Origin of the sequence: Flavobacterium pectinovorum (assembly GCF_006438875.1) — a bacterium.
GTDB classification, from domain to species: Bacteria; Bacteroidota; Bacteroidia; order Flavobacteriales; family Flavobacteriaceae; genus Flavobacterium; species Flavobacterium pectinovorum_A.
In genome coordinates this window covers 1-25522 of sequence record NZ_RCZH01000017.1, presented here as the reverse complement: position 1 = coordinate 25522, position 25522 = coordinate 1, and the positions used below count along the sequence as shown (strand labels likewise).

At 33.1% G+C, this 25522-nt stretch carries 28 protein-coding genes; 11 read left to right on the top strand and 17 right to left on the bottom strand.

The genetic code is table 11. The features are described 5' to 3' along the window. Nucleotides 1-7: 7 nt before the first annotated feature. Together rsmH and EAH81_RS21170 are read right to left on the bottom strand one after the other, a co-directional pair. Nucleotides 8-916 carry a 16S rRNA (cytosine(1402)-N(4))-methyltransferase RsmH gene (gene rsmH / locus EAH81_RS21175; RefSeq protein ID WP_194150831.1) on the bottom strand — a complete coding sequence of 303 codons (909 nt, stop codon included), beginning with the start codon at nucleotides 914-916 and terminating at the stop codon, nucleotides 8-10. After that, the gene (locus EAH81_RS21170; protein ID WP_140510999.1) at nucleotides 891-1364 is read right to left on the bottom strand and encodes a division/cell wall cluster transcriptional repressor MraZ; all 474 of its coding nucleotides are present in this window, start codon (nucleotides 1362-1364) and stop codon (nucleotides 891-893) included. The genes rsmH and EAH81_RS21170 overlap by 26 nt, the downstream gene beginning before the upstream one ends. A gap of 378 nt (nucleotides 1365-1742) precedes the next feature. Here EAH81_RS21170 and EAH81_RS21165 point away from each other — a divergent pair, with 378 nt between their 5' ends. Both EAH81_RS21165 and yihA read left to right on the top strand, forming a co-directional pair. Further along, the gene (locus EAH81_RS21165; RefSeq protein ID WP_140510997.1) at nucleotides 1743-2507 is read left to right on the top strand and encodes an alpha/beta fold hydrolase; all 765 of its coding nucleotides are present in this window, start codon (nucleotides 1743-1745) and stop codon (nucleotides 2505-2507) included. Nucleotides 2508-2549: 42 nt separating this feature from the next. After that, a complete protein-coding gene (yihA, locus tag EAH81_RS21160; RefSeq protein WP_140510995.1) occupies nucleotides 2550-3170 on the top strand; it encodes a ribosome biogenesis GTP-binding protein YihA/YsxC in 621 nt (206 codons plus the stop codon). Between the two features lie 161 nt (nucleotides 3171-3331). On the opposite strand, the gene gldC is transcribed toward yihA, so the two are convergent. Both gldC and gldB read right to left on the bottom strand, forming a co-directional pair. Continuing rightward, nucleotides 3332-3667, bottom strand: coding sequence for a gliding motility protein GldC (gene gldC, locus EAH81_RS21155; RefSeq protein ID WP_170214147.1), 336 nt, complete (start codon nucleotides 3665-3667; stop codon nucleotides 3332-3334). Then, nucleotides 3667-4626: a gliding motility lipoprotein GldB gene (gene gldB, locus EAH81_RS21150; RefSeq protein WP_140510993.1), complete on the bottom strand. Its 960-nt coding sequence runs from the start codon at nucleotides 4624-4626 to the stop codon at nucleotides 3667-3669. The genes gldC and gldB overlap by 1 nt, the downstream gene beginning before the upstream one ends. Nucleotides 4627-4725: 99 nt before the next feature. On the opposite strand from gldB, the gene nadE reads away from it, so the two are divergent. Beyond that, a complete protein-coding gene (gene nadE / locus EAH81_RS21145; RefSeq protein ID WP_140510991.1) occupies nucleotides 4726-5532 on the top strand; it encodes an NAD(+) synthase in 807 nt (268 codons plus the stop codon). Between the two features lie 93 nt (nucleotides 5533-5625). Then, complete coding sequence (locus tag EAH81_RS21140) at nucleotides 5626-6255, top strand: response regulator transcription factor (protein ID WP_026730588.1); 630 nt, start codon at nucleotides 5626-5628, stop codon at nucleotides 6253-6255. On the opposite strand, the gene dnaG is transcribed toward EAH81_RS21140, so the two are convergent. The 4 genes from dnaG to EAH81_RS21120 form a co-directional block, all read right to left on the bottom strand. Further along, the gene (dnaG, locus tag EAH81_RS21135) at nucleotides 6252-8315 is read right to left on the bottom strand and encodes a DNA primase (RefSeq protein WP_140510989.1); all 2064 of its coding nucleotides are present in this window, start codon (nucleotides 8313-8315) and stop codon (nucleotides 6252-6254) included. The two genes, EAH81_RS21140 and dnaG, sit on opposite strands and share 4 nt — an antisense overlap. A 128-nt stretch (nucleotides 8316-8443) precedes the next feature. After that, nucleotides 8444-9496 (bottom strand): hypothetical protein, encoded by a 1053-nt coding sequence (locus EAH81_RS21130; RefSeq protein ID WP_140510987.1) that lies wholly within the window; start codon nucleotides 9494-9496, stop codon nucleotides 8444-8446. A 225-nt stretch (nucleotides 9497-9721) separates the two neighbouring features. Continuing rightward, nucleotides 9722-10444, bottom strand: coding sequence for a hypothetical protein (locus EAH81_RS21125; protein WP_140510984.1), 723 nt, complete (start codon nucleotides 10442-10444; stop codon nucleotides 9722-9724). Continuing rightward, a complete protein-coding gene (locus EAH81_RS21120) occupies nucleotides 10431-10991 on the bottom strand; it encodes an RNA polymerase sigma factor (protein WP_140510982.1) in 561 nt (186 codons plus the stop codon). Before EAH81_RS21120 ends, EAH81_RS21125 begins: the two co-directional genes overlap by 14 nt. 292 nt (nucleotides 10992-11283) lie before the next feature. Here EAH81_RS21120 and EAH81_RS21115 point away from each other — a divergent pair, with 292 nt between their 5' ends. Continuing rightward, a complete protein-coding gene (locus EAH81_RS21115) occupies nucleotides 11284-12087 on the top strand; it encodes a hypothetical protein (RefSeq protein ID WP_140510980.1) in 804 nt (267 codons plus the stop codon). 2 nt (nucleotides 12088-12089) lie between these two features. On the opposite strand, the gene EAH81_RS21110 is transcribed toward EAH81_RS21115, so the two are convergent. Further along, nucleotides 12090-13067: a polyprenyl synthetase family protein gene (locus EAH81_RS21110; protein ID WP_140510978.1), complete on the bottom strand. Its 978-nt coding sequence runs from the start codon at nucleotides 13065-13067 to the stop codon at nucleotides 12090-12092. Nucleotides 13068-13227: 160 nt separating this feature from the next. Between EAH81_RS21110 and EAH81_RS21105 the strand changes: the two genes are divergently transcribed. Then, on the top strand, nucleotides 13228-14088 hold the full coding sequence (locus tag EAH81_RS21105; protein WP_140510976.1) for a hypothetical protein: 861 nt from the start codon (nucleotides 13228-13230) through the stop codon (nucleotides 14086-14088). A 159-nt stretch (nucleotides 14089-14247) separates the two neighbouring features. Here EAH81_RS21105 and rlmN read toward each other — a convergent pair whose 3' ends face one another. After that, the gene (rlmN, locus tag EAH81_RS21100) at nucleotides 14248-15297 is read right to left on the bottom strand and encodes a 23S rRNA (adenine(2503)-C(2))-methyltransferase RlmN (protein ID WP_140510973.1); all 1050 of its coding nucleotides are present in this window, start codon (nucleotides 15295-15297) and stop codon (nucleotides 14248-14250) included. 210 nt (nucleotides 15298-15507) lie between these two features. On the opposite strand from rlmN, the gene EAH81_RS21095 reads away from it, so the two are divergent. From EAH81_RS21095 to EAH81_RS21085, 3 genes are all read left to right on the top strand, one after another. Next, nucleotides 15508-15873, top strand: a complete 366-nt coding sequence (locus tag EAH81_RS21095) for a hypothetical protein (protein WP_140510971.1) — start codon at nucleotides 15508-15510, stop codon at nucleotides 15871-15873. 113 nt (nucleotides 15874-15986) lie between these two features. Next, complete coding sequence (locus EAH81_RS21090) at nucleotides 15987-16628, top strand: O-methyltransferase (RefSeq protein ID WP_140510969.1); 642 nt, start codon at nucleotides 15987-15989, stop codon at nucleotides 16626-16628. Nucleotides 16629-16907: 279 nt separating this feature from the next. Next, a complete protein-coding gene (locus tag EAH81_RS21085; protein ID WP_140510967.1) occupies nucleotides 16908-17645 on the top strand; it encodes a phytanoyl-CoA dioxygenase family protein in 738 nt (245 codons plus the stop codon). Between the two features lie 622 nt (nucleotides 17646-18267). On the opposite strand, the gene EAH81_RS21080 is transcribed toward EAH81_RS21085, so the two are convergent. From EAH81_RS21080 to EAH81_RS21050, 7 genes are all read right to left on the bottom strand, one after another. Then, complete coding sequence (locus EAH81_RS21080) at nucleotides 18268-18837, bottom strand: phosphatase PAP2 family protein (RefSeq protein ID WP_140510964.1); 570 nt, start codon at nucleotides 18835-18837, stop codon at nucleotides 18268-18270. Further along, complete coding sequence (locus tag EAH81_RS21075) at nucleotides 18837-19184, bottom strand: twin-arginine translocase TatA/TatE family subunit (RefSeq protein WP_140510962.1); 348 nt, start codon at nucleotides 19182-19184, stop codon at nucleotides 18837-18839. The genes EAH81_RS21080 and EAH81_RS21075 overlap by 1 nt, the downstream gene beginning before the upstream one ends. 103 nt (nucleotides 19185-19287) lie before the next feature. Beyond that, nucleotides 19288-21534, bottom strand: coding sequence for a M1 family metallopeptidase (locus EAH81_RS21070; protein ID WP_140510960.1), 2247 nt, complete (start codon nucleotides 21532-21534; stop codon nucleotides 19288-19290). A gap of 66 nt (nucleotides 21535-21600) precedes the next feature. Next, entirely contained in the window at nucleotides 21601-22113 is a 513-nt protein-coding gene (locus EAH81_RS21065) for a DUF6702 family protein (protein WP_140510958.1), read from the bottom strand. Beyond that, nucleotides 22097-22852 carry a hypothetical protein gene (locus tag EAH81_RS21060; protein WP_140510956.1) on the bottom strand — a complete coding sequence of 252 codons (756 nt, stop codon included), beginning with the start codon at nucleotides 22850-22852 and terminating at the stop codon, nucleotides 22097-22099. The genes EAH81_RS21065 and EAH81_RS21060 overlap by 17 nt, the downstream gene beginning before the upstream one ends. Beyond that, complete coding sequence (locus EAH81_RS21055; protein ID WP_241676611.1) at nucleotides 22842-23567, bottom strand: carboxypeptidase-like regulatory domain-containing protein; 726 nt, start codon at nucleotides 23565-23567, stop codon at nucleotides 22842-22844. Before EAH81_RS21055 ends, EAH81_RS21060 begins: the two co-directional genes overlap by 11 nt. Next, entirely contained in the window at nucleotides 23554-24321 is a 768-nt protein-coding gene (locus EAH81_RS21050; RefSeq protein WP_140510954.1) for a carboxypeptidase-like regulatory domain-containing protein, read from the bottom strand. Before EAH81_RS21050 ends, EAH81_RS21055 begins: the two co-directional genes overlap by 14 nt. 163 nt (nucleotides 24322-24484) lie before the next feature. On the opposite strand from EAH81_RS21050, the gene pepE reads away from it, so the two are divergent. Beyond that, nucleotides 24485-25192 (top strand): dipeptidase PepE, encoded by a 708-nt coding sequence (gene pepE, locus EAH81_RS21045; RefSeq protein WP_140510951.1) that lies wholly within the window; start codon nucleotides 24485-24487, stop codon nucleotides 25190-25192. Nucleotides 25193-25293: 101 nt separating this feature from the next. Further along, on the top strand, nucleotides 25294-25522 hold a 229-nt coding region (locus tag EAH81_RS21040; protein ID WP_140510948.1), incomplete at its 3' end, for a transposase.

The window sequence follows — 25522 nt, the reverse complement described above, 5'->3', positions numbered from 1 at the left end:
ATATATATTATATCTTCTCAGCAATTCTCAATTTTGCACTTCTTGCTCTATTATTGATTTTAATCTCTGCATCGTCCGGAACAATCAATTTTCCGATGGTTTTAAACGGAACCGAAAAATTTCCAAAAAAATCACGTTCCGGCTCTCCTTCAAACATTCCGTTTTTGATAAATCTTTTTACCAGTCTGTCTTCAAGAGAATGATACGATATCACTGAAAATCTTCCGCCCGGATTAAGAATTTCTAATGATTGCTCTATAAATTCTTTCAACACATCCATTTCCTGATTTACTTCGATACGAATCGCCTGATAAATCTGAGCCAATATTTTATTTCGAACTCGTTCCGGTAAAAATTTTGCCAGAACGTCTTTTAATTCATCTGTTGTTTTTATTGGCTGATGTTCTCTTGCTTCTACAATTGTTCTTGCTAAAACTGGTGCGTTCTTCAACTCTCCATAATCAAAAAAAACACGACGTAAATCCTGTTCTTCATATTCGTTAACCACACGATAAGCATTTAAATCATTTTTCTGACTCATCCGCATATCGAGTTCGGCATCAAATCTTGTCGAGAATCCTCTTTCAGGAACATCAAATTGATGTGATGAAACTCCTAAATCTGCCAAAATTCCATCTACACTTTTTACACCATGAAAACGCAGGAACCTTTTTATAAATCTAAAATTTTCATTTATTAAGGTAAACCGTTCATCTGGTAATGCATTTGCAAGCGCATCTTCGTCCTGATCAAAAGCAAATAATTTTCCGTTTGGTCCTAATCGTTTTAAAATTTCCTTTGAATGACCACCGCCACCAAACGTAACATCTACATAAATGCCATCAGGTTTAATATTTAAACCATCAACTGTAGGATGAAGCAAAACCGGATTATGATATTCCATTGTCGTCGTCATTAATATTTCCCATTACTTCTTCGGCTAAATCTGCAAAATCCATATCTTCGCCGCTTATTGATTTTTCATATAAATCCTTATCCCAAATTTCCACAATATTAACCGCAGATGAAAAAACCACATCTTTAGAAATACTTGAAAAAGCTACTAAATCCTTTGGCACCAATAATCTCCCTAATGCATCAATTTCTACCACTTTAACACCGGCAGTAAATCTTCGAATGAAGTCATTGTTCTTTTTTACAAAACGATTCAGTTTGTTGATTTTTTGCATCATCAAGTCCCACTCGTCCATTGGATATAATTCTAAACACGGCTGAAAAACAGAGCGCTTCAAAACGAATCCGTTTTGAAGAGATGAAGCCAATTGCTTTTTCAAAGGTGCAGGCATCATTAGCCTCCCTTTAGCATCGACTTTACACTCATATGTTCCGACAATTGTGTTCAAGAAAAATTCATTAATATGTTATAGGACAAAAATATAAAAAATAATACCACAATTTACCACAATGTACCACTTTGTTAATAAGTTTAACCACTTTGCTACCACCACTCCTAATACATAAACAATCAATACTTTAACTAATTATTAATCAATTCCTGACAACACTGATCAATCAAAAAAAATATGCATCATATTTCTTAAAAAATTAGTTATTATGCTAATTTCTTAACATTTAGAAAACACACCAAAACCACCTATAAAACCTGATTTTTAACCACTTAGAAATTCTACTGAAATTATCTAGTTAAAAAATGGTAGCAAAAATTCATTTTTATTTATTAAACCCTATATTTGTCCAAATTGAAATTGGCATTAAATTAAATGGACAAACACTACAAAAAAGAAGGCAAATACAGCTATTATGAAGCTGGAGAAGGAACTCCTATCGTGATTTTACATGGCTTAATGGGAGGCCTAAGTAACTTTGATGCTGTAGCAGAATATTTCCCAACAAAAGGATACAAAGTTGTTATCCCGGATTTGCCAATCTATACCCAAAGCATTTTAAAAACAAACGTAAAAAGCTTTGCAAAATATGTGAAGGACTTTATCACTTTTAAAGGTTTTGACAAAGTTATTTTGTTAGGCAATTCACTTGGAGGACATATCGCTCTTTACCATACAAAATTATATCCTGAAAAAGTTGCAGGACTCGTAATTACCGGAAGTTCTGGACTTTACGAAAGCGCAATGGGAGATAGTTACCCAAAAAGAGGCGATTATGAATACATCAAAAAGAAAGCTGAAGATGTATTTTATGATCCTGCAATTGCAACTCCGGAACTTATTGATGAAGTGTATGCGACCGTAAACGATCGTATCAAACTAATCAAAACTTTAACGATTGCCAAAAGTGCAATTCGTCATAATATGGCAAAAGATTTACCAAAAATGACAGTAGAAACCTGTGTTATTTGGGGTAAAAATGACGCTGTAACACCACCAAATGTTGCCGAAGAATTTGATAAATTATTGCCTAATTCAACTTTGTATTGGATAGACAAATGTGGACACGCTGCTATGATGGAACATCCTCAGGAATTCAATACTATTCTTGAAGAATGGCTTGTTAAAAAGAATTTATAGCATCTAACTTTCGACTTTTAGGAGGTTTTAAAAACAAAAAACATGAAAATTAATACCGCCGAATTCATTATCAGTAATTCCGAAGTTGCAAAATGTCCACAGGATTTTTTGCCGGAATATGCTTTTATCGGCCGATCAAACGTAGGTAAGTCATCTTTGATTAACATGCTTACCAATCATAAAAACTTAGCAAAAACTTCAGGAAGACCTGGAAAAACCCAATTGATTAATCATTTCAAGATTAACAACAATTGGTTTCTGGTCGATTTACCTGGTTATGGTTACGCCAAAGTTTCTAAAAAAACAAAATCGGTTTTTCAACAATTCATTACAGATTACTTCGAAACCCGCGAGCAATTAGTTTGCGCTTTTGTCTTGATTGATATTCGCCACGATGCGCAAGCCATAGATATCGAATTTATGTCGTATATGGGAGAAAGTGAAATTCCGTTTTGCATTATTTTTACCAAAGCAGATAAAATCAGTAAAGTAAAAATCGATTCTCATATTGCAGCATACAAAAAGCAAATGTTTGCCAACAACTGGGAAGAAATGCCGCATTATTTCGTAACTTCTGCTACAGAACAAACCGGAAAAGATGATGTTTTATCGTATATTGATGAAGTAAATCAGGAAGTATTTAAAAACAATAGTCAATTTTAAATTCCAATAAAAAAATTCCAAATTCCAATTTTTGGGCTTTGCCCAGAATGCAAAAAAATAAAAAAATCCCAAATTCCGATCTAAATTGGAATTTGGGGTTTTTTATTATTGGAATTTACTTCCAGTGTTGGAATTTGGAATTTTTTTATTGAAATTTAAAACTACTTCGTTAGCTCAAGCTTTTCTGCAAAATAATCACAAAAATCTTTCATTGTATCTGACATTTTTTCGTCATCCGTTGCACGTTTAAACGTATCAGCCATTGCAACTAATGTTTGGTGAAAGAAAATCTTCATTTCATCAACCGGCATATCTTTTGTCCACAAATCAATACGCATAGTTTCTTTTACTTTGCTGTCCCAAATCGACAACATAATTGCTTTTGCATCCTGAGCCTGCACACCGCCATCTTGTGCGCTCCATGTTAATTTTTCCGGAACGCGGTTTTCGTCCAATTCTATATTGAATCTAATTTCTGAGTTTATTGTATCTGACATCATTTCTTCGGTTTATATTTTGACTTTTCGAAAATTTCTTTTGGGTTTGTTTTTAATAATTCCGGCAACGTTACATTAGTATTATTTTTCATATATGATCGCACCATTTGCCAGCCAATCCAGGCTCCAACTCTCCCGGGAGAATCATTATCTATTTCTAAATAAAATTTAGAAAATGGAGCCGGCGTCATAAAACGCGTCGTTAATTTAGGATCTGCACTATACAACATTTCGCTTTCTATAAAGTAGCGCCACATATATTCTTCGTTTTCTTCACACCATTTTATTTGTTCCGGCTTATATCCTATTTTTTCAGCATCTGAATATCCAGGCAAAAGCAAATCTTTTGCATACAATTGTTTTCCATTAAAAATCATTTGAGAAAGCAAATCTTTATCCGGAGAAACAGGGATATTTCTATACGTAAAACTAGAAACAACATCCGGCATTATTTGTTTTTCTTCGAAGTTTTCTTTTAAATAATTTGGAAATTCATAGAACTTATGATTTTTACCCAAATACAATTCCAAAGAAACAATTACCAGACTATCTGCATAAATAGCCTTGGTATTATAATCCATTTCTCCAATTAGCGTAATAACTTTTGGTGTTTTAGTTTTAGGAAAATAATATTTTACATGTTGAAAAAGCGCATTGAATTCCTCACGAACCGGCTCAAAATTGCTGTATTTTTTTTCTACTTCAGTATATACTTCTCTCCAAAGCGGATCCTGCATTTTCTTCAACCAAATATTATCGTCACTTCCTGCCGGAAAAAAGAAAGGATATTGTTTTTTTATTTTGGCTAAATCCTCAGGTTTGCTTTCAAAAAACACTTTATCAAAACGTTCCACCTTAATATCAACCGGAATTTCTTCTACTGCTTTTTCGACTTTAGTTTTTTGATCGCAGGACAAAAAAAACAGGCATAGAACCACTACAAAGCGATATATTTTCATTTTATTTTAATTAGATTTGTGTTGCCTATATTTTAAATAAACGTTACTTAAAAATATTTGTGCAAATATACACCCCTGTATCTTAAATCTTGAATTATTATGGCTAAAAAAAGTACTATTCAGACAGAAAAAGTGAATAACCACATTGTAGAGTGGTTGAAAAATTATGCTAACAATGCAAAAGTAAATGGTTTTGTAATTGGAATTTCCGGCGGAGTAGATTCTGCGGTAACTTCTACATTATGTGCCCAAACAGGTTTGAAAGTTTTATGTGTAGAAATGCCTATTCACCAAGCCGAAAATCAGGTTTCGAGAGGAAGAGAACATATTGAGCAATTAAAAAAGCGTTTTCCGAATGTTTCGAATGTAGAAACAGATTTGACTGCCACTTTTGAAGCTTTTAAGAGTTCTGTACCAAAAACAGATGACGAAGGAAAAATTAGTTTGTCATTGGCTAATACCCGTGCTCGTTTACGAATGACTTCTTTATATTATTTAGCAGGAATTCATGGGTTATTAGTTGCCGGAACTGGAAACAAAGTTGAAGATTTTGGAGTAGGATTTTACACCAAATACGGAGACGGCGGAGTCGATTTAAGTCCAATTGCAGACTTAATGAAGTCAGATGTTTATGCTCTTGGAGAATTTTTAACGATTCCGCTATCAATTTTAACAGCTGCACCAACTGATGGCCTGTTTGGAGATAATCGTACAGATGAAGATCAATTAGGGGCGAGTTATGACGAACTTGAATGGGCGATGTTGGCCGCGGAGTCAGGAAATACGCCAGCTGACTATAGTGGGAGAGAAAAATCTGTCTTTGAAATTTATAAACGTTTAAACACCAGTAACAAGCATAAAATGGACGCAATACCGGTCTGCATTATACCGAAAACGTTAAAATAAAACTTTTTAACATTTGTCTGCAATTAATTACAGAATTTATTTATTAATTTTACAGTTCCAAAAACATGAACAATTCTAAAAAAGGTAAAAATTATGATTAAAGTATGTCTTGCAGACAATCATCCTGTGACTCACTTTGGCGTTAAGTCTTATTTCAAAGACCACGATCAAATTTCAATTGTTGCCAATGTGGGCAATTTTTCAATGGTTAGAGATATTCTTCAGACGAAGGAGATTGACATCCTAATTCTAGATCTAGAGTTAGAAGGTCTTTCGAGCATCTTCGAAGTGAAATCTATCCTGAAGAACTTCCCAAAAACAAAAATTGTAATTTTTAGTGACCTCGCTGAACAAATGTACGCTCCAAATGCGATCAAAGCAGGAGTTTCCGGGTATGTGCACAAAACAGAAAAACTTGAAACTTTAGGTCTTTCTATTATTAAAGTACATGAAGGAAAAATTATCATCAACGAAACTGTGCGTAAAAACATGGCTCTTATTGCTAAACAAAGCAAAAGCGAACGTTTGTACAGAAAACTGTCAAATCGCGAGATTGAAGTTCTACGTTACTTAAGTGATGGTAAGAAAAACAATGAAATCTCTAAAATCTTAAATCTGAACGAAAAAACGATCAGTACTTACAAATTAAGATTGCTGACTAAATTAAATGTTACTAATTTAGTAGATCTTGTTAACAAAGCAAAGACTTTAGAAATTATTTAATGGTATCTTGACATTACTCTTCCTAGTTTTTTCGAAAATGAATTAACTAATTTTGAGTAATCCATCACCATCGACAAAAGCTCTGTATTATCTGAATTTTCAGGTTGTATAGAGCTTTTTAATTCCTCAATGATTTTACCAACCAAAAACCAACGCATAGACATAACGGTTTCAGAAACATATTGTGCTATCGTTTCGTGTTTCCCTTTTGTAAAGATATTTTGACCTTCCCAATCGTGCAAAGCCAATCTTTCATCTTCCATTAAAATATCTGTAACTTCCTGAGCAAAATCCGGCTCTAAGCGCATCAAATATTGCTCTAAGCTAAATTTTTCATTTTGATGATAAAACCCAATTATATCCGTAAAAATATCACGGAATAAATTATTCGAAAGTTCGACCTCATCTTCCTGTAAACTCAAATAAATTCGTTGATGAACCTTATATTGTTTCTTTTCAGAAACCATTACAACTTCACCTTCATCATTACTTTTTAAAAATACATCTTCAAATTCTTCCGTTTTATCTCCGTAAAGCAATAAAATTTCAATTACTTTTCGCTCTAAACGGTATAATATATCGACTTTTTCAGCTTGTTGCTGTTGCGGATATCCCGGTTCCTCCATATAACCGTCCGGCGGTCCGGTTCTTGGATCATCTGGATCTCCTCCTGAATACCCAGTGTTTTTTGGATTTTGGTTTCTTAAAACTTCAAAAGGTTTTTGCTCCTGTTTTTGCTTTTTATTAGCTTCTGTAAGATCCTTTTGAATCAACTGCGCCAACGTACTCACCAAAACCTGCTCGGAAATATCCATAATTCTGGCACATTCCTGAGTATAAACCTCTCGCTGAATACGGTCCGGTATTTTAGAAATACTCGTAACCATATCCCTAATTAAATCAGCCTTTTTAATAGGATCGTTTTTAGCATCCTTCATTAAGAGTGACGCTTTGAACTGTATAAAATCTTTACTATTTTCTTCTAAATAGGCAACCAGTTCATCATGAGAATTTTTTCTGGCAAAACTATCCGGATCTTCTCCGTCAGGAAAACCACATACTCTTACATTCATTCCTTCTTCCAGAATCAAATCGATTCCGCGAATAGACGCACGTAATCCCGCAGCATCTCCATCAAAAAGCACTGTAATATTTCGGGTCAGACGATTAATCAAACGAATCTGGTCCGGCGTTAAAGCTGTCCCTGAAGAAGCTACAACATTTTCGATTCCGGCTTGATTAAACTGAATAACATCTGTATAACCTTCTACCAAATAACAATTATTTTGTTTTGCGATGGACTGTTTGGCCTGATAAATTCCATAAAGCACTTTACTTTTATGGTAAATATCACTTTCAGGCGAGTTTAAATATTTTGCTGCTTTTTTATCATTGGTTAAAATACGACCTCCAAATCCAAGGACACGTCCCGACATACTTTGTATGGGAAACATGACACGTCCTTTGAAACGGTCAAAAGGGCGATCCTCTCTGGGAATTGTCAAACCGGTACTTTCCAGAAATTCCAGTTTATATCCTTTACCCAAAGCTTCTTTGGTAAGAGCATCCCACGTTTCCGGCGAATATCCTAAATCAAATTTCTTGATGGTTTCATTTGTAAAACCTCTTTCTTTAAAATACGAAAGTCCAATTGCTTTTCCTTCCTCTGAATTTATAAGTGTTCTGTGAAAATAGTCTTTTGCAAATTCCGAAACCAAATACATACTCTCGCGAACATCTGTTATCGCTTTTTCAGCATCTGTTTGTTCCGTTTCTTCGATCTCAATATTATATTTTCTTGCTAAATATCGAATGGCTTCCGGATAAGTAAACTGTGAGTGCTCCATTAGAAACTTGACAGAATTCCCTCCTTTTCCTGTACTAAAATCTTTCCAGATCCCTTTTGCAGGTGATACCATGAATGACGGAGAGCGCTCATCTGAGAATGGACTTAAGCCTTTGAAGTTACTTCCGGCACGTTTTAAATTAACAAAATCACCAATAACCTCCTCTACTCGAGCAGTTTCAAAAACAGTATTAATCGTATTTTGTGAAATCAAAACGTAAAATATTTAAAAAATTTGAAGTCTGTAAAAGTACACAAATCAATCTTGAAATTGGATGATTTCAAATAAAAAAAGTGCCTCTTTCGAAGCACTTTTTCTACTAACTAAACGTAACTGTATTCTTAATTTAAATCAAGTCTTACTCCTAATGAAATATTATTTTCTTTTACTAAATTATCCTGAAACAACGGATTCAAATCATATTTCATATACAAACTCACTTCTTTGTAACCTATATAAGAACTCAGTCCGTAAATAAAATTATTTACATTATAATCGCCTTTTATCGTTGTTTTATAATCTAAATCGTCCTGATCGTATTTTAGGATTTGTTTTGATTTTACGTTGATTCCGGCGTAACCTCCAATTCCAAAACGGAAACTTTGATGTGTTTTAAAATACGTTTTTCCGTTTACTATTTTAGGTTTAGAAAAATCGAATTCTAAATGAACCGGCAGTACGATATAAACATTTCTAAAACGAGATTCGTCTAGATTTATAGCGTTTGTCTGCAGAACAGTTTGATCTCCGTCTACAACAAAACTTCTATTATCTGTTGGACGAATATTATTGTACATTAATGAAAGTCCGTATTTGGCATGCAATAAATTGTCGTTTTTCATTAATCTTGAATTATAGGTAAAACCCCATTCATAAAAATGTGAACCTATAAAACTGTAGTTTGAATCCTGAAGTTTTCCGTCGACCATCATATTATTCAAACCCATTGCGAATACAAATTGTGAAGTAGTCCTTTTTTCGCCACGAATAGAATCTTTTCTTTTTTTATTGTCTTTCCATTCTTTATCATTCCAGTGAATAACCAAAGTATGTTTCTTTATTGAATCTCCTTCTTTGATTTTTCCATCCACTTTTTGCTGTACTAAATCATTAAGTTCATTTTGAGCCTCGGTTACTTTTTGTTCAATAATCGTAGCTCTGACTTCTGCCAATTCTTTTTTGCGTTTATCAGCTTGCTCTTGCGTAATTTTTCCTTCAGACAACTGAACATTTACGGCTTCAACCTCTTCTTTTAAAGTTGCTTTTTCTTCCTTAGTAATCTTTTCTATTTTATTAGCAATTTGCCTTGCTTTAGATTCAAAGGTTTCCTGCCCCATTACTTTGCTTACAAATAGAAATATTAGGATAACGAGATAAATGGTAAAATTTTTCATGATTGATTTTTTTAATGATTGTGATTGATGATGATTATTAATTGTTAATTATTGATGATTAATTGTTGATTGTAAAATGTTGATTGTCGATTGGGAAATATGAAATGTGAAATATGAATTTCATCTCCATCGGGTTAAAACCCGACGCTACAATATGGATCGTTCCTCCGGAACTAAAAACCTACATTCTAATTTCTTGCTTCTATACTCTTTCTTCTATACTCTTTACTCCTGCTGATTTCGATTTGCCAAAGCCACTTTTACTGTTTGATAATTTTTGTTGACTTTTGTGATTACTTTTTCTCTAAAAGAAAGTTCTAATTCTCCGTCGACCTGGTTTAATAAATCGTTAGCATTTACTTTAATTTTTGCTTTCGGTTTAACCGAATTCTCTGCTACAACAGTTTTTTCGGCCGAAACTAACAACTGATCTACTGTTTCTTTTTTAGAAGTTTCGACAAATGAATTTTCATTTTTGATTGATTGTTTTTCTTGATTGTTTTTGATGATTGAAGACTCCGCTATTTGATTTTTTTCATTTTTTATTGTGTTATTTGAATTCGATTTCAAAACGTCGGGGTGATTATTTCCTTGTCTTTCTGATTTCTCGACAACTTCTTTTTCTGAAACTGCTATTGCTGTATTCATTGAATCTATTACATTTAAAGTTGGTTTTACAACCGAATCCTTCTTTATAACATCTTCAATTACAACCTTATTTTTTGGCGTTTCAACTACGCTTTTATTCTGATTAAAAAAGAATGTTCCAACTAATAAGAAACCAACGAAACTGGCTGCGATATACATCCATTTGTTTTTTCTCTTTGGTTTCTTTTCTTCAGCAACACTTAACATCGCATCTAATCTGTCCCATGCTTTATCGCTTGGTTCAATCGTACGCTGGTTTAGTTTTTCACGGAAATCCTTTTCAAAATTATTCGGTTCCATTTTCTTGTTTTTTTAAGGTATTAATTTGTGTTTGCAGCATTTTTCTGGCGTGCGATAATTGCGATTTCGATGTTCCTTCATTAATCCCGAGCATCTTGGCAATTTCATTGTGTTTGTATCCTTCTATCGCATATAAATTGAAAATCATCCTATATCCATCCGGCAAAGCATCTATTAAAAGCTGAATCTGATCTGTCGAAAATTTGCTGTCAATTGCATTAAAACTTTCTTCGACATAAATCTCATCTTCAGTAAATTTTACTTTTTTCTGAACTCTTAAATACGAGATACATTCGTTAACCATAATTCGGCGAATCCAACCTTCAAAACTTCCTTTATTTTCGAATTTGCTTAAATTGGTAAATACCTTCATGAAAGCTGTAATCATTACATCTTCTGCCAGTTGAATGTCCTTTATATATTGTCGACAAACACTTAGCATTTTTGAAGAAAACCTGCTATAAATCTGTTGTTGTGCCTGCCGATTATTTTCGACAGCCAACTTTATAATTTCGGTTTCTTCTTGATGTAAATGAATAATTTTCATTTATAAGCTTTTGGTTTTTGGTTTAGTAACAGACTTCTATTAGCATAGACGATTGTCGTTTCGAAATGGTTGCATCAAGAATTAAAAAAAATCAATAATAATCCCGAAACTTTGGGATCAAATTCCAAAAAAAACAGCAAATCACTTACTATCAAAGGGATAAATACAATTTTTTAATTGAGAATTTTTTAATTATTTTTTATGCGATGTAAACTTAAGGAGAATACAAATTGCAAAATAAACTTATACCAATTATATTTGATTAAGAGTTTAAGATAAAAATTTAAGAAGAATGGGAAGAACAACAGAGTTTTACAAATTGGATGCAGAAAAGGCAAAGAAAAATCTAATTCTGGATTTATCTTCTAAAACTAAATTTAAAAAGTCTTTTGAAAATTTCATCATTGAAAGAAAAAATGAATTTAAAGATGATTTTGATGTAACATTTGACAATGTAGTTCAAAAAGTGAGTTCTAATATTAATACTATTCTTCCAAGCGAATTATGGGAGTTGACTTTTTGGCTTGGCGAAATTGAATATGAAAGGAGAACTTTTCAGGGAGAAAGCTATGAGAAAATGTACAATGAATTATACATTAATAATGGTATCGAATCACTATATGAAATACAAAACAGAAATGCCTATGGTTTTATGTTCCAATATGGAAATTTTACTGATTATTTTGAAGTAAATGAAATAAGAGAAATGGATTCTGGACATAATGTAGATACTAAAGATTTTGTGCGTTTTTTAGATTACATGATTCTTTTAATGAAAAAGATTTTAGATGCTGATTTAGATAAAAGCGAATATAAACACGTATTTTCTAAAGAAGAAATCGAAGAAATATCCAAAATTGAAAATTTAAATCAAGAAAACAAATTGTTATTTCAAAGAATAGAGGCTGAATTTGTTTGGTTAAAGCAAAATTTTATCAAAGAAAAAGAGGAAGAAGATTTAGACAAAAACTATAGCTCAAGAAATGCTGATTATGCTACTATTTTTTGCGCTGATTCTTTTTTTGAACATTGTATAAGAATTAAAAATAGCTTAAACGAAATTAACACTAATATCTTAATAGTAGATTCAATCTAAAATTACTTTTTTCTCTCAATCACATAATTCACCATCAGGATTAAAGCAGCTTTGAACTCAGAATCTTCAAAGTTTTGAAGTAACGAAAGCGCTTCCTGCTGAAACTCTACCATTTTATTTTCAGCGTAAGCCAAACCATTATTATCTTTTACAAAAGCAATAACTTCTTTGACGCGTTTTTTATCTTTATTGTGATTTTTAATGGAGTTTATCAACCACTTTTTTTCTTGCGGGGTACACGTATTTAAAACATGAATTAAAGGCAAAGTCATTTTTTGCTCTTTAATGTCGATTCCGGTTGGTTTACCAATAGCTTCTTCACTATAATCGAATAAGTCATCTTTGATTTGAAAAGCCATTCCGATAAGCTCACCAAATTTGCGCATATGCTCAACCTGAATATCGTCTTCAATTACTGATTTTGCACCAAGCGCGCAACAAGCAGCAATAAGTGTAGCGGTTTTTTTGCGAATGATTTCGTAATATATATCTTCGGTAATATCGAGTCTTCGGGCTTTTTCTATCTGAAGTAATTCCCCTTCGCTCATTTCGCGAACTGCAACTGAAATGATTCGGAGTAAATCAAAATCGCCATTATCGATAGAAAGCAATAATCCTTTGGATAGTAAATAATCTCCAACCAAAACGGCGATCTTATTTTTCCAAAGCGCATTAATGGAGAAAAATCCGCGACGGCGATTACTATCATCCACCACATCATCATGTACCAAAGTTGCGGTATGAATCAACTCAATTACAGATGCACCACGATACGTTCGCTCATTTACAACACCTCCTGAAACCATTTTGGCAGTCAGAAAAACAAACATCGGACGCATTTGTTTCCCTTTTCTATTTACTATATAATACGTAATACGGTTCAGTAAAGCCACCTTTGAGGTCATCGATTCATGGAACTTTTTTTCAAAAAGTTCCATCTCGTTAAAGATGGGCTGTTTTATTTGAGAAGTAATATTCATTTCGATCCCAAATATACTATTTTAAATAAAAAAACGTTGTCTATTTTAAGTTAGTATAACAATAATTTATGCATTAACTAAAAAAAACTCTACCAAGAACGTTTTTTATAAAGCCTAATTTGAATTCATTATTTAAAAGTAAAAACCAAAATTATTTATTATGAAAACAAAAGTTTTATTTATTGGAACATTAGTCGCTTTATCTTTTTTTATTAGTTGTAATTCTGATGAAAAAACAAATGACGGAACTACTGCAGCAATTTCGAACAACGAAATTATTACGACTTCTAAAATTGATGCCTCAATTGAAGATGTAACTAATATTGCTGAAGATCAATTTAACACACAACAAAATAGTACTGCTAAACCTGGCGGACCTATTAAAAACTTTTTACCCAGTTGTGCTACTATTACAACAGTTTTAACGAATAACACCTGGACAAAAACAGTTGATTTTGGCGTTGAAGGATGTACACTCGATAACGGAAATGTGGTAAAAGGAAAAATGGTTATTTCATTTTCCAACGATTTTACTGCTTCTACTCAAACAATCAGTTATACTTTTGACGGATTTTATCACAATGGCAAAAAACTTCAAGGAAGCAAAAGCATCGTTAGAACTATAAAAACCACTAATTTGCTTGCGACAGCGCATCCTGTTTCGACCGCAACGATCGACATGACTATTACTTTTGATGATGGTGGCGTTTATACCAGAAAAGGTTCATTGGTAAAAGAAATGGTTGCCGGTTATGATACTTGGTTTAACTGGGAAGACAATGCATTTTTAGTAACCGGAAGCGGAACAACAACTTTCCCTAACGGAGATACTTTCTCGGCAGAAATTACAACGCCTCTTGAATTTGATGCCTCATGCAGAAAACCATTTGCCGTAAAAGGTGTTGTTTCTATTACCAAAAACGCAGCCACTGCCGTTATTGATTATGGAGATGGAAACTGTGACACTCTTGCCAAAATAACAAAAGATGGCGTAACGGAAGAAATTGATTTGAAAAAATAAGAATCCTTTTTGCCCAAAAAAAAGCATTAAGAACAAGAATAACTCTCGTTTTTAATGCTTTTTCTTATGTAATGATATGATCAGATGTTCCTATGGAACAAATTCACTTTGTCAATATTTTTTTTTCTACCAATCAATTATTCCTGGCGGAATATTTCTCTACATTTCGGCTTCTTTGTTTGCCAATTGCCCGCAAGCAGCATCAATATCTTTTCCGCGGCTGCGACGTACTTTTACCACAACTCCAATATTCTCCAATGCTTTTATATAAGCCATAATAGATTCCTCTGAAGCTTGTTGAAATTCTCCGTCATCTATTGGGTTGTATTCTATTAAATTAACCTTACAAGGCACATATTTACAGAATTTCACCAATGCATCTATTGAAGCTTTGTCGTCGTTGATTCCTTTCCAGACTACATATTCGTATGAAATCTTATTTTTTGTCTTTTTATACCAATATTCTAATGATTCTCTCAAATCTGCTAATGGGAAATTTTTACTGAAAGGCATGATTCTCGCACGAATTTCATCAATAGCCGAGTGCAAAGAAACTGCCAATTTGAATTTTACATCATCATCGGCCATTTTTTTAATAATTTTTGGGATTCCGGACGTAGAAACCATAATACGTTTTGGAGACATTCCTAAACCTTCCGGAGAAGTAATCATATCGATGGCTTTGATTACATTATTATAATTCATCAAAGGTTCTCCCATTCCCATAAAAACAATATTCGAAAGCGGATGATTGTGATACAAACGACTTTCTTTATCAATGGCAATAACCTGATCGTAGATTTCTCCCGGTTCCAGATTTCGCATTCTTTTTAAACGTGAAGTTGCACAGAAATTACAGTCTAAACTACAACCAACCTGACTGGAAACACAAGCTGTTGTTCTGGTATCAGTAGGAATCAATACTGACTCTACTACTAAACCATCATGCAAACGAACAGCATTTTTTACGGTTCCGTCGTTGCTGCGCTGCATAGTATCAACCTTAATGTGATTGATTACAAAATTATTCTCCAGCATAGAACGTGTTGCTTTGGCAACATTCGTCATATCGTCAAAACTGTGTGCTCCTTTGCTCCATAACCATTCATAGACCTGATTTCCGCGAAAAGCTTTGTCATTATTTTCAACAAAAAAATCTCGTAATTGATCTTTTGATAAGGCTCTTATGTCTTTTTTCTCGATTTGCATGGTGCAAAGTTACTAAGTATTTATGGAAACCTTTTAATTCTGAAAAAACTTTAGCAGTAATCTTTTAAAATCATAAAATTTGGCACGAGAATTGTCTTGCTCTCAAAAGGAAAATAATCTTACAAAGCGCGCAGTCATTTTAAAATGTGTATCTTTATTTTTCAGCTTTATAACCTTTAAATTTTTATAACCTAAAAAAGATCATTCCCTATGAAAAAACAAATTTTAAGCTTAGCTGTTATCGCTTTATTAGCATTCGCTGTTCAGTCTTGTGAGAAGAAAGAACCAAAACCAGCAGAAGACGAATTAACTCTTGGAAACAAAGTTGATTCTCTAACAACAGATATTAAAGAAGTAAAAGACAGCGCTGTTACCAAAACAGAAAATGCTGCTCAAGATGTTAAAGATGCTACTAAAAAAGCAGCTGATGATGTAGAAAGCGCAGCTAAAAAAACAGCTACTGACGTAAAAGATGCTACTAAAAAAGGAGCTGAAAAAGTAGAAAACGCTGCTAAAGCTGCTAAAGACGGAACTGTAAAAACAGCAAAAGAAGTTAATGACGCTTTGAAAAAATAATTTCTTCCGGATTCAAATTAAAACCATTCGTTTCGGCGAATGGTTTTTTTTTATGCAAAAAAGTGAGCCGATATTTTTTGTATTTTTGCTTTCAAATTAGAAGATAATACAAGATGCATTTTATATCACAAGACTTAGAAGATTATATCGAGCAACATTCTGAAAACGAACCGGAATTGCTAGCCAGACTTAACAAAGAAACCTATCAAAAAATACTTTTGCCAAGAATGCTAAGCGGACATTTTCAAGGTCGTGTTTTAAGTATGTTATCTAAATTAATCCGTCCGGTTAATATTCTTGAAATCGGAACTTATACCGGTTATGCTGCCTTATGTTTATGCGAAGGAATGCAGGAAAATGGACAGCTGCATACTATTGATATTAAGGAAGAATTGGTAGATTTTCAACGCAAGTATTTTGATGCATCGCCTTGGGGAAAACAAATGTTTCAGCATTTAGGAGAAGCCATTGATATTATTCCAACTTTGGATGTTAAGTTTGATTTGGTTTTTATTGATGCCGATAAAGAAAACTACCTGAATTATTGGGAAATGATTGTTCCTAAAATGAATAAAGGCGGAATCATTTTATCTGATAATGTATTATGGAGCGGGAAGATCTTACAACCTGTTCACCCAAATGATGTTAGTACAAAAGTGCTTTTAGAATACAATTTACTTTTGAAGAATGATCCTAGAGTTGAAACGGTTTTATTGCCAATCCGTGATGGATTGACGGTTAGTCGAGTTCTTTAGAAAAAGGTTCTGAGATTCTGAGGCACTAAGACGCTGAGCTTTTTTTTTAATTAGAAAATTATTATTAAAAATGACAGCTGATCAAATTCGTTAGTGTTTGTCATTTCGAGCGAAGGGAGAAATCACACCAGAAGCTCGACATAGATTGGCGATTTTGTTTGCGGAGTTTCTTGTGTGATTTCTCATTCTTCGAAATGACAAATCTAACTTATAATTAATAATACTTCATTTAATTTACCTTCAGCCAGAACAGGAAACTAGTCACAAAAAATATTAGTAATGAGTTATAGTACCGAAATAGATTCCAAAGGTTTTACAATTATCAATAATGTTTATTCTAATATTGAAATCGACAAACTAATTTCTTTAATTGAAAATATCACCGAAAACGAAACTGAGAATGCTACTTTTCGAAAATCTCAGGATTTATTTGCTATAAGACAATTTCATAAAGAAATCCCTGAAACATTACCTTTTATTTTCAATGAGAATTTAAAGAATATTATTGAATCAACTTTTGGGAAAGACTATTTTATAACGAAATCAATCTATTTTGATAAACCCGAAAAATCAAATTGGTTTGTGGCTTATCATCAGGATTTAACTATTTCGGTAAACCGAAAAATAGAATTGGATAATTTCGTAAACTGGACTATAAAACAAAACCAATTTGCGGTTCAGCCTCCAAAAGAAATTCTTGAAAATAATTTTACAATCAGAATTCATATTGATAAAACTACAAAAGACAACGGCGCTTTAAAAGTCATAAACAATTCGCATTCAAAAGGAATTTTGAGAATTGAAAATCTGAAAATTGAAAAAGAAACAATCTGCGAAGTTGAAAAAGGCGGAATCATGATTATGAAACCTCTATTATTTCATGCATCAAATAAAACAACTAATAACGAAAGAAGAAGGGTTATTCATATTGAGTTCAGTAAAAAAGAGCTTCCTGATGGATTGGAATGGAGTGAAAAGACTGTTCTTGAAAATCTGACAGCTAATCAAATACTTTAGTCATTATCTTGTCATTTCTGACGTAAGGAGAAATCACACAAGAAACTCCGCATCTATAGTCGCTAATCTTTATCGAATCACTGGTGTGATTTCTCCCTTCGGTCGAAATGACAAATCTTACTTGAAAACAAATAAACCTTAATTTGAATATTAAAAAAAGGCTTTAGCCAAACATTGCGTTTTGGTTAAAGCCTTTATCTTGTGCTAAATTTTTAACCCTCCAGCTAAAGCCACAATGTCATTAAGTTAAGCTTTTTTGATTATATTTTTTATCTCAAAGTGTAGTTTTGAATAGCCTCCAGCTTTAGCTGGAGATTATGTAAAACCAGTCTGAGTGGCTTTAGCCAAAAATGTGCGATTTGGCTAAAGCCACTCATTGTGCGTATTAAACACCTCCAGCTGAAGCTGGAGGCTAGTCAAAAAGCTTAACTTAATGACTTTGAGCTAAAGCAGGAGGCAATCCAAAGATTATGATATTAAATTGATCTAAAATTTTCTTTTGAAAACAAATGCCTTAGCCCAGATAGAAGCGATATCCTTTTGTTTTTTTCTTTAAAAAACAAAAGATATAGCGAATTGCTTCGCCAATTCGCACTTCAGGCTCGGGTGCTGGAAATGGCTCCTAAATACTATCAGGAAAATATAGTGGTTTTAGCCTTCTATATACTAAATATAGTAAAGACCCGAAAAGTGCTCCAAAGAAATATCCTGTTAGAATATCTCCGGGATAATGCAATCCTAAATAGATTCTGCTATAAGCGAAGATTAACGGCCATAAAAACAAGAATCCTAAATACTTGAAGTAACGTCTTAAAATAAGAAATAAAAACGTTGCCACAGCCATTGTATTGGCAGCATGACCAGAGAAAAAACTATATGATGTTCTAACCTGAACAATCCGAATAATCGAGCTGATTTCGGGATTATTACAAGGACGCGGACGCTGAAAACTGTATTTAAACAAATTAGTCACCTGATCTGTAAAAGTCAACAAAACTGCAATAAACAATACAATATACAAGGTTTGCTTGCCTCCTACTTTTTTATAAATAAGATAAAATAGCAATAGAAAAAATGGCGTCCAATTCAATTGACTGGTAATAATAAGCCAAAATTTATCGTACGTTTCGGAACCTAATCCGTTAAGATATATAAATAGATTAGTATCTAATTCTTTTATTCTTTCAAGCATTACATCTGGCGTTTTACAGGTCCTGAGATAGAATCAACATCTTCTTTTACTTTATTAATTTCTGTTGCGGTATCTCCCAATAAATTAGGAGAGTCACCCAATAAGTTAGACTTAGCGTCGTTTATTTGGGCGTTGATATTTCCGGTTATATCAGTAAGCGCTTTTGCATCAAGACCATTCGCCTCAGCACCTTTCTGAATTTCACTTTTAATATCATTGGTTGCATTTTTCAATTGCGCCATTGCTTTTCCCATTGTACGGGCAATTTCCGGCACTTTGTCTGAACCAAAAAGCATTAGAACTATAAATAGTATGAAAACTAATTCTCCTCCTCCTATACCAAACATATCTTTTATTTTTGTGTCCCACAAAGATATTAAATTTTGTAGCTGACAGTTTTAAAATTTACTTAAAAAAAAAGACTCTTTTCAGAGTCTTCTTTCCTTATATTTAATCAAATTTTGACTTTTCTTCTACTTTTGGCCAAGAATTGTTGGTTAAATCAATATCAGCAGTCATTAATTTTGGATCTATCTGAATGCTTTTTATCGCTTTTTCGGTTGCGTAAACTTTTTTAGCGGTATCATTATTCTTTCTCCATATTTGAGCAGGATATTGATAATTTTGTTTTGAACCGTCTTCATAAGTAATCTCAACAAGAATTGGCATAATCATTCCGCCCGGTTTATTGAATTCTACTTCATAGAAATATTTAGGCGATTTTAAACCTGCCTTTTCTTCTGTAGTAAAAGTTTGATCTACATAATCAGACAATAGTTTTACGTCGGTTAATTTCAATGCTTTTTTATTTGAAACATTTACTTCTGCATTATCACTTGCTACTAAATAAACAAATGGTCCTTTATCAACTCCGAAACGTCCTTTTTTAACTTTTACATCTTTAAGATCTGCAGTTGGAGTTTCTGAAACGTAATATTGTTTTACTTCTTTGATTCCGATATCTACAAAATCTGTTGAATAAAACCATCCTCTAAAAAACCAATCTAAATCTACGGCCGAAGCATCTTCCATAGTTCTAAAGAAATCTTCAGGAGTTGGGTGTTTGAACTTCCATCTGTTTGCGTATGTTTTAAAAGCATAATCAAACAATTCACGTCCCATCACAACTTCTCTTAACATATTAAGTCCTGTTGCAGGTTTTCCGTAAGCATTATTTCCAAACTGAGCAATCGTTTCTGAGTTAGACATAATTGGCTCTAAAAACTTCTGATCTCCACTCATGTACGGAACGATATTTTTTGCCGGTCCACGTCTTGATGGAAAAGTTGGATCTAATTCCTGTTCTGCCATATATTCCATAAATGAATTCAAACCTTCATCCATCCAAGTCCATTGGCGCTCGTCAGAGTTTACAATCATAGGGAAAAAATTGTGTCCAACTTCATGGATTACAACACCAATCATTCCGTTTTTAACCTCTTTACTAGTCACTCCATTTTCGTCAGGGCGACCAAAATTCCAACAAATCATTGGATATTCCATTCCTTGATCTTCTGCAGAAACTGATACTGCTTTTGGATAAGGATAATCAAATGTATGCGACGAATAACTTTTTAATGTATGTGCCACTGTTATCGTAGAAGTTTCTCCCCAAAGTGGATTTGCTTCTTTTGGATAAACGGACTCAGCCATTACAATTTTACCTCCTAATTTAACTGCCATGGCATCGTAAATGAATTTTCTTGACGAAGCAATTCCAAAATCACGTACGTTTTTGGCACTAAATTTCCATGTTTTTTTCTTTTCAGAGAAACCTTTTTCTGTTACTTCTGCTTCCGCTTGTGTAACAATTACAACGGGTTTATCAAATGATTTTTGAGCTTGTTCGTAACGTTTTACTTGTTCCGGAGTAAAAACTTCAGCTCTATTGGTCAATTCTCCTGTTGCATCAATTACGTGATCAGCAGGAACTGTAATATTTACATCAAAATTTCCAAAAGGCAAAGCAAACTCTCCGCTTCCCCAAAATTGCATATTTTGCCATCCTTCAACATCATTGTAAACCGCCATTCTTGGATAAAACTGAGCGATTACATATATTTTGTTTCCGTCTTTTTCAAACAATTCATAACCTGAACGTCCGCCTTCTTTTCTATAATTATTGATATTATACCACCATTTTACAGCAAACGAGATTTTCTCACCCGGTTTTAAAGGAGTTGCCAGATTAATACGCATCATGGTTTCATTGATCGTATAAGACATTGCGTTTCCTTTTGAATCTTTTACAAATTCAATATTAAAACCACGTTCTAAATCCTTTTTCAAATATTTACTCGAAAATCCATCCAAAGGCAAAACCTGACTGATTTTTTCGCTTTCTGCTAAAGAGGATTGTGTATTTGCTTTTGCTTGATTCTGGTCCAACTGCACCCATAAATACTCTAAACTATCCGGAGAATTGTTTGAATACGTAATCGTTTCAGAACCATTTAATTTTGAATTTTTATCATCTAATTCAACATCGATTTTATAATCTGCCTGTTGCTGATAATATGCTGGTCCCGGCGCACCGGCTGCTGTACGAAACATGTTAGGTGTTGCCAACAAATCATACATCTGACTGAATTTATTCGTGTCGTATTTTCCTTGTTGTTTGGGAGCAACAGTAGTAGTAGTTTTTTCCTGAGCGATAAGTATTGCAGGAAAAAGCAATAATAATGAAAGTTTTTTCATAAATATTTAAAGGTAATTTTATCAGGGTGTGAAAATAACAATTAAAACAATAATTCTTAACATTATCTAGTACTTTAACAGTTCCTTTCTTGAAGATTCTGTAAAGAGAACGCTTCTTTTAACCCCAAATGCCGTGATATGTGTAATATTTTGCTGTTCTGTATTCCAATCGACCAAAATACTATTTGAAATTTCAATTGTCTTAAATTTCTCAACATCCTTGATTCTGGAATAACAAACCAGAACATCATCCGATTCTACTTCTTTAGACAAAAAAGTTATTGGTTTTGATTGTCCGTTTATTTTTATTGTAAAATTTTCTGAGAGGTACTTTTTTAATAAATCAACATCGGCCTGAGTTTCCTTCTCAGTACCGATGTTTGTTTTTTTATGGTATTTTTTTTCGATTCCGTTATTCAGATCATCGACAAAGATTCGGGAAGTAATTTGAATCATTTTTTTTTCGGCCGCATAATTGACCTGAAAAACACCCATATAAAATTTATGGAATGTAAAAGCTGAAAGCGATAAAAACAATAATCCTAAAAGAGGATAAATTAATCTATTTTTCGGCAACATTTGTTTTTTGAAATTCTTTGTTTTTATTAACCAAAAAATCCATTAGTTCAAATTTTTCTTCTGGTTTTAAATGTTTTTTAGATTCCGGATCATTAGAACAATACATTAAAAACAAATCGATTTCATCGTTTTTCAATCCTAATGTTTTAGTAAAAAAGTCCGGCGAAAAATTAGCTCTTGAATATTGAACGAAAGCCATATCGTCTATAACTTCAGGCTCAACTTCTTTGTTTTTCGTTAAGATCTTTTTTACATCTTTAAAGATGCGGACAAAATCTGTTCCGTACTTAATGGTTTGATCAGAGTACATTGCGATATTTTTTGCTGTAGATTGCTTATCATCTTCAAACTGCATATCAACATATTTCTGAGTATCTTTATCTAGTGATTTTACTTTTAAATCTTTACGAACAACAACTTCTTTCAATTGATTGTTAGCTAAATCTAACTGAATCACAAAAAGTACATTTGCACAATCTTTTTCTGTCAGAACGATTTTTTTTGCCTGAAATGCCAAACCTGAAAACAACAAAGTATCTTTTGGTTTTGCCATAATATCAAACAATCCGCCTGAACCAATAAAAGTTCTGACGTTTGCGTTAATGTTCATCACATAACCGCTTTCTATACCCAATTTACTATTGGTAACTTGCCCATGCAATGGCTTCCTTGAGTTATTTTGTCCCAGCGCAATCTGGCAAAATAAGCACACAACGAGTATTCCTAGTCTATTTTTCATTTTCGAGAATTATTAAATATCTTCTTGCTAAATCTGTTATTAAAAACATACTCATTGTTTTGTTTTTAGTATTCAAAGATACGGCAAATTCAGCATCATCTACACAATATAATTGAAATCCTTTGATATCTGCTACCGGAATTTTCAATCTGTCTGTATAATAATTCTCTTCAAAAAGGTATTCAATTTTTCTAAACAGCGCTTCCTTTTTCTCCACATTTACCTCTTTTTTAAGCATCGTGGTTCGTCCGGAAATCATGTTCAATACTTTATCTACAGAAGTCGAAGTTGCTGTATAAACTTTTCGTTCTGCGGGCGTGTATTTTTTTTGTCCGTACGGAATTATTCCTAAATTTTCTGCTGTGATATTGGCATTTTCATTTACGATAACTTCTTTCAATTCTACTTCTTTGGCAGCCATTTTTATCTTTAACGAATTTAGAATCAGATCGTCAGCGGTAATTCGATAACGAACACCTTCTAAATTTACAGCCGAAAAAACCAGAACATCTCCCTCTTTCACTACAATCGAAAACATTCCATTAACATCTGAAATAGTTGCAATTTGCGTTGTATTATTGATAATATTCACCCCTTCAACCGAAGTAGATTGTTCAAAAATCTGTCCAAGGATTTCTTTTGATGCCGTGTTTTGTCCAAAACTAACCTGAGTCAATATCAGAATAAGAATCAGTACTATTTTATTTATTTTCACTCGCTATTATTTCTTTGTATTTTACAGCTAATTCTGCCAACAAAAATTCTGTTGAAGTTTTATTTTTAGAGTTCAAAATTACTGTAAACTTATCATTATCGACGGCATAATATTCAAATCCTTTTACGTATTCAAGCGGAATTTGTAGTCTATTCACAAAATGATCAATGCTAAACATACGCTCCAAAAGCTTCATGAAAGCTTCTTTCTTTTCTACAACAACTTCTTTTTTAAGCATTGCTGTACGGCCGGATAAAAAATTAAATAAAGGATCTGCAGAAACTGAACCTCCTGCCATTGTTCCTGCATTTGCCTGAGCATTTAAAGCTGTTGCCGTATGCAGTTTTCTTTCGGCTTCAGTATATCTTTTTTGCCCTTCCGGAATAATCCCCAGCGAAGTTGCATTTATTCCATTATAATTTCTAACCACAACTTCTTGCAATTGATGCATTACCATATTTAGTTTTACAGTAAAATGAAGATCTGAGAAGTTATCCGCAGTAAGCAAAACCTTGTTTTCTTTGAACTGTATAGACGAAAAAACGAGTGTATCACCATCTTTGGCAGAAATCGAAAAAGCTCCATTTTCATCCGTAGTTGTCATAGCTTCAGTTTGAGCATTTATAACATAAACACCTTCTAAATCAGATGAGTTTGAAGCTATCTTTCCGTTAATAATACTACGATCCTGACTTTGAGACCAACTTGTTTGCCCCAAAACAATCATTAAAACACATGCAACTTTATTGATCAAAATGCTAAAAAATTAAAATTATTCTTAAAGCTGTAAAAATATCTTAATGTATTGCAAATTTAGTATTAAGGACTTGGTAAAAATATGTTAATTAAACCCATTTTACACTTGGCAAAAAGAGAGTTTTAATATCTTTAACATAAACAATCTGAGTTAAAATTTTATGAAAAACATCATCATTGCCAGCACTTCTACCCTACACGGAGGCAGTTATTTAGACTATATATTACCTACACTAGAATCACATTTTAAAAATTGCAAAAGCATATTATTCATTCCATACGCGCGTCCAAGCGGAATTTCGCATGACGAATACACTGCAAAAGTAGCTCTGGCATTTGCTTCTATTAGCATTTCTGTAAAAGGAATCCATGAATTCGAAAATCCTGAGGATGCCATAAAAAACGCAGAAGGGATTTTTACCGGAGGAGGAAATACTTTTTTGCTTGTTACGCAATTGTATAAAAACAACATCATGCAGCTTCTTGCTGAAACGGTAAAAAACGGAACCCCCTATTTAGGAACAAGCGCAGGAAGTAACATTTGCGGCTTATCAATGCAAACCACGAATGATATGCCTATAATTTACCCACCAAGTTTTCAGACTTTAGGATTAATTCCTTTCAATTTGAATCCGCATTATTTAGATCCTGATACTCAATCGCTGCATATGGGAGAAACCCGCGAAACGAGAATTAAAGAATTTCACGCTTTTAACTCAATTCCTGTTTTAGGATTAAGAGAAGGAAGCTGGCTTGAAGTAAAAGGAGATAAAATAACCCTTAAAGGAAGCTTAAAAGCTCGTTTGTTTACAAAAAACAATAATCCCGAAGAATTAGAAACAGAAAGTGATTTGAGCGATTTAAAATAAAAACAATTTTACCATTAAGATATTAAGAAAAAGGATCAATCTCAAAACCTGGGGAGGAAATGTCAAAATAAAATAAGAACTTTGTAATCTAAGAATTTTATATGACCCCTATAGAACTTTTGAAGTTTATGCTTCCTGATTTTTTAGTAGAACATTTTGAAGTAGTTTCATCTACTAATAGCGAAGAAATATTACACCTCTATTTTGAAGAGAATTCTAAACCTCCAGAAGAGTTTAATAATCTTCAATTAGTATCAAAGGGTTTTCAAGATGAGATTACAATTCAGGACTTTCCTCTGAGAGGCAAGTTGGTGTATTTACATATCAAAA

Excerpts from the sequence above, each read along its gene's own strand:
- rlmN (WP_140510973.1), bottom strand. The coding sequence starts at position 15,297 with ATGCAAATCGAGAAAAAAGACATAAGAGCCTTATCAAAAGATCAATTA.
- EAH81_RS21125 (WP_140510984.1), bottom strand. The coding sequence starts at position 10,444 with ATGGAACCGAATAATTTTGAAAAGGATTTCCGTGAAAAACTAAACCAG.
- gldB (WP_140510993.1), bottom strand. The coding sequence starts at position 4,626 with ATGAAAATATATCGCTTTGTAGTGGTTCTATGCCTGTTTTTTTTGTCC.
- EAH81_RS21115 (WP_140510980.1), top strand. The coding sequence starts at position 11,284 with ATGGGAAGAACAACAGAGTTTTACAAATTGGATGCAGAAAAGGCAAAG.
- EAH81_RS21060 (WP_140510956.1), bottom strand. The coding sequence starts at position 22,852 with ATGAAAAATAGACTAGGAATACTCGTTGTGTGCTTATTTTGCCAGATT.
- EAH81_RS21080 (WP_140510964.1), bottom strand. The coding sequence starts at position 18,837 with ATGCTTGAAAGAATAAAAGAATTAGATACTAATCTATTTATATATCTT.
- rsmH (WP_194150831.1), bottom strand. The coding sequence starts at position 916 with ATGACGACGACAATGGAATATCATAATCCGGTTTTGCTTCATCCTACA.
- nadE (WP_140510991.1), top strand. The coding sequence starts at position 4,726 with ATGGCTAAAAAAAGTACTATTCAGACAGAAAAAGTGAATAACCACATT.
- EAH81_RS21070 (WP_140510960.1), bottom strand. The coding sequence starts at position 21,534 with ATGAAAAAACTTTCATTATTATTGCTTTTTCCTGCAATACTTATCGCT.
- EAH81_RS21110 (WP_140510978.1), bottom strand. The coding sequence starts at position 13,067 with ATGAATATTACTTCTCAAATAAAACAGCCCATCTTTAACGAGATGGAA.
- EAH81_RS21095 (WP_140510971.1), top strand. The coding sequence starts at position 15,508 with ATGAAAAAACAAATTTTAAGCTTAGCTGTTATCGCTTTATTAGCATTC.
- EAH81_RS21165 (WP_140510997.1), top strand. The coding sequence starts at position 1,743 with ATGGACAAACACTACAAAAAAGAAGGCAAATACAGCTATTATGAAGCT.
- gldC (WP_170214147.1), bottom strand. The coding sequence starts at position 3,667 with ATGTCAGATACAATAAACTCAGAAATTAGATTCAATATAGAATTGGAC.
- EAH81_RS21090 (WP_140510969.1), top strand. The coding sequence starts at position 15,987 with ATGCATTTTATATCACAAGACTTAGAAGATTATATCGAGCAACATTCT.
- EAH81_RS21065 (WP_140510958.1), bottom strand. The coding sequence starts at position 22,113 with ATGTTGCCGAAAAATAGATTAATTTATCCTCTTTTAGGATTATTGTTT.
- EAH81_RS21085 (WP_140510967.1), top strand. The coding sequence starts at position 16,908 with ATGAGTTATAGTACCGAAATAGATTCCAAAGGTTTTACAATTATCAAT.
- pepE (WP_140510951.1), top strand. The coding sequence starts at position 24,485 with ATGAAAAACATCATCATTGCCAGCACTTCTACCCTACACGGAGGCAGT.
- EAH81_RS21130 (WP_140510987.1), bottom strand. The coding sequence starts at position 9,496 with ATGAAAAATTTTACCATTTATCTCGTTATCCTAATATTTCTATTTGTA.
- EAH81_RS21075 (WP_140510962.1), bottom strand. The coding sequence starts at position 19,184 with ATGTTTGGTATAGGAGGAGGAGAATTAGTTTTCATACTATTTATAGTT.
- EAH81_RS21140 (WP_026730588.1), top strand. The coding sequence starts at position 5,626 with ATGATTAAAGTATGTCTTGCAGACAATCATCCTGTGACTCACTTTGGC.
- EAH81_RS21120 (WP_140510982.1), bottom strand. The coding sequence starts at position 10,991 with ATGAAAATTATTCATTTACATCAAGAAGAAACCGAAATTATAAAGTTG.
- EAH81_RS21105 (WP_140510976.1), top strand. The coding sequence starts at position 13,228 with ATGAAAACAAAAGTTTTATTTATTGGAACATTAGTCGCTTTATCTTTT.
- yihA (WP_140510995.1), top strand. The coding sequence starts at position 2,550 with ATGAAAATTAATACCGCCGAATTCATTATCAGTAATTCCGAAGTTGCA.